Source organism: Intrasporangium sp., from assembly GCF_036566125.1.
Classification (GTDB): Bacteria; Actinomycetota; Actinomycetes; order Actinomycetales; family Dermatophilaceae; genus Intrasporangium.
The window spans coordinates 1-2,875 of record NZ_DATCWX010000250.1 but is presented as its reverse complement, the minus strand read 5'-3'; the positions used below and the strand labels follow the sequence as shown (position 1 = coordinate 2,875).

The 2,875-nt window shown below is 69.9% G+C and carries 4 protein-coding genes; 1 reads left to right on the top strand and 3 read right to left on the bottom strand.

Going from position 1 to position 2,875, the window contains the following annotated elements; translation table 11 throughout:
• Both VIR15_RS15235 and VIR15_RS15230 read right to left on the bottom strand, forming a co-directional pair.
• Positions 1–374, bottom strand: a 374-nt coding sequence (locus tag VIR15_RS15235; RefSeq protein WP_331929216.1) for a 4a-hydroxytetrahydrobiopterin dehydratase, incomplete at its 3' end; no start/stop codon positions are given.
• 40 nt (positions 375–414) lie between these two features.
• The gene (locus tag VIR15_RS15230; protein ID WP_331929213.1) at positions 415–999 is read right to left on the bottom strand and encodes a TIGR03086 family metal-binding protein; all 585 of its coding nucleotides are present in this window, start codon (positions 997–999) and stop codon (positions 415–417) included.
• Between the two features lie 52 nt (positions 1,000–1,051).
• On the opposite strand from VIR15_RS15230, the gene VIR15_RS15225 reads away from it, so the two are divergent.
• Positions 1,052–1,873: a helix-turn-helix domain-containing protein gene (locus VIR15_RS15225; protein ID WP_331929211.1), complete on the top strand. Its 822-nt coding sequence runs from the start codon at positions 1,052–1,054 to the stop codon at positions 1,871–1,873.
• Between the two features lie 36 nt (positions 1,874–1,909).
• Here the strand turns inward: VIR15_RS15225 and VIR15_RS15220 are convergent.
• Positions 1,910–2,875: FMN-binding glutamate synthase family protein (locus VIR15_RS15220; protein WP_331929208.1), on the bottom strand; the 966-nt coding region annotated here is incomplete at its 5' end.

Here is a 2,875-nt window from a genome sequence, read left to right as displayed (position 1 = left end):
AGGAGCGCGGCCCAGAAGGGGCCCACCGCAGCGAGATCCGCCGTGTCGAGGGCCAGCTCGATCTCCGCCACGGCGTGCGGATCCGCGGCGACGCCCTGGTCCTGCGCGATCTCGCTGATCCTACGGGCGAGGTCGATGTCGCGCTGGGTCAGGGCGCCCGCGTCGTGGCTGATCAGCTTGAGGTCGACGTGCGGGTAGGTGAGCGTGACGTCGGGGTGGTGGTTCGCCGCCTCCGCCGCCTCGGAGACCGCCATGACGAACCGCAGCCCGGTCGCGAAGTCACCGGTGAGGAAGCGGGCGTGGAGGGCCTGGGCCAGCTTGCGCCAGTCGGTGAGGCCGGCATCGAGGATCTGCTCAATGGTGAGGCTGTCCATCGACCCAGTATGTCTGACGCCCGCTCCCGGGAGCCCGCGCTCAGCCTCGGCGCGAGCGCCCGAGACGCGCGAGCACGCTTGCCTGGCGGTCGGCGTCCTGCGCGACGGGGACGGCCGGCTTGCAGACTCCGTCGTCGTAGAGGTGCTCACCGAAGGCCGGCAGCGCCGTCTCGATGAGGTCGAGCTCCTCGTCAGTGAACCTCTCGTCCCGGTCCGCGGCCTGGCCGAGGTCCCAGCGGTGCACGAGCAGGTCGAAGCCGTAGAAGCTCACGATGGTCGCCCCGACCGTCGTCCGGCCGAAGACGCCGTCGTACTCCCTCGACGTCACCGCCTCGTCGGCCAGCAGCCGCCGCATCTCCGCCTCGTGGGCGTGCCAGCCTGCGACCGGGTCGTCGTCGAGTGCCGGATCGGCGTCGAGCTCGATGCCCCGCGAGCGAAGGAACCCGCGCTGCGTCCCAACGACGTGGGCCAGCACGTCCCGTCCGGTCCAGTCCTCGCACGCGGATGGCGCGTCCCAGGCATCGTTGGGCAGGGTGTCGACGACGGAGCCGAACCTGTCGGCGAGCTCGAGGTAGCGGTCCAGAACGAGGTTCTTCGAGGCTGTGCTGTTCGATGTGGTGGTCATGCGCTCGACCGTACGGAGACTGTCGTCGGTGGGTCTTGATACTTTCCGACACATGCCCGGCAGACCCGATCCGGACACCGAGCCGGCCCATCTGCTCGACCCGGCCGACCTGCACTTCACCATCGACCGCTATCCCGTCTCCGCTGGCCTCGAGCCGATCGCGCGACGGTTCTGGATCCCCGTCTGGGACGTCCCCGCCGGCCGGGAGTCACCACAGCGCGTGCTGCAGTACCCCGTCTGCCTCCTCATCGTGTCCGAGGAGTACGCCCGGTTCTACGGGGTCGTCTCCGGTCTGTCATCGACCACCCTGGTCGGCCGCGGTTGGGCGGTCGGCCTCATGCTGCAGCCGGCCGCGGGGCACCTGCTCAGCGGGCACCCGGTCCGCGACCTGACCAACCGCTTCGTCGACGTCGAGAGCGTGACCGGGCTCAGCGGCATACGACTGGGTGATCGGATCCGCGAGATCATGCGCGGCGCCCCACGCGACGAGGACAGGCGGGCGGAGGCCCGAAGCCTCGTGGAGGACCACCTGGCCACCCACCTGCCGATCGACGAGGAGGGCGCCTTCGTCAACGCCGTCGTCGAGGCCGTCGAGACGACACCGGAGCTGCTGCGCGTGGACGACCTGTGCGAGCGGTTCGACGTTGCCGAGCGGACCCTCCAGCGCGTCCTGCGCAAGCGGGTCGGCATCACGCCGAAGTGGCTGATCCGCCGTCGACGTCTGCAGGAGGCCGCGGACCGGCTCCGCGATGCCGATGCCGATCTCTCCGGCATCGCGGTCGAGCTGGGCTACGCCGACCAGGCGCACTTCACCCGCGACTTCCGGGAGGCAACCGGGCTGACGCCCGGCCGGTTCGCGGCGCGCTTCCGCTGATCAGCCCGCTCGACCGCTCAGACCCCTCGGACCCCCTCAGCCCTCGGCGTGCTCGGACGGAGGTGCCGAGCCACCCTGCGGAACCGTGCCTGCCATGAGCCGTGCCAGCTCCTCCTGGTCGGCTCGGGAGGGCAGTCCCCAACCCGGTTGGTAGCCAAAGACCTCGGCCATCGGTCGCACGTCCATCTGGCCGAACATCATCTCGACGTCCTCCATGCTGAGCAGGCCCGGATGAGGGACGCCGGCGGCCTCCGTGATTCGCAGCATGTCCTTGCGCCACGACTTGATGTAGTTGGCGACACGGACCGACTTCAGCGTCGGGTCGAGGCCCCGGACCAGCCACGGCTTCTGCGTCGCCACGCCAGTCGGGCAGGTGTCCGTGTGGCACTTCTGGGCCTGGATGCAGCCGATCGCGAGCATGGCCTCACGAGCCACGTTGACCATGTCCGCTCCGAGCGCGAAGGCGACGACGGCGTTGTCCGGCAGTCCGAGCTTGCCCGCCCCGATGAAGGTGACCCGGTCGGACAGGCCCGCCTCGGCGAAGAGCGGGTAGACCCGGCTGAACCCGGCCCGGAACGGCAGGGACACCGTGTCGCTGAAGACCATCGGTGCTGCCCCCGTGCCTCCCTCTCCGCCGTCGATGGTGATGAAGTCGACGCCTCGGGAGCCGCCGCTCATCTGCCGGATCAGCTCCTCCCAGAAGTCGCGATGCCCGACCGCGGACTTGATCCCGACCGGCAGGCCCGTGGCGTCCGCGATCTTCTCGATCCAGTCGAGCATCGAGTCCACGTCGCTGAACTCGGCGTGGCGGGAAGGGCTCACGCAGTCGACGTCCATCGGGATGCCGCGGATGCGCGAGATCTCCGGCGTGATCTTGGCACCGGGCAGCAGCCCACCGAGGCCCGGCTTGGCACCTTGGCTCAGCTTCACCTCGATGGCCTTCACCGGCGCTGACTGGACGAGGTCGACGAGCCGCTCGAGGTCGAAGCGGCCCTGCTCGTC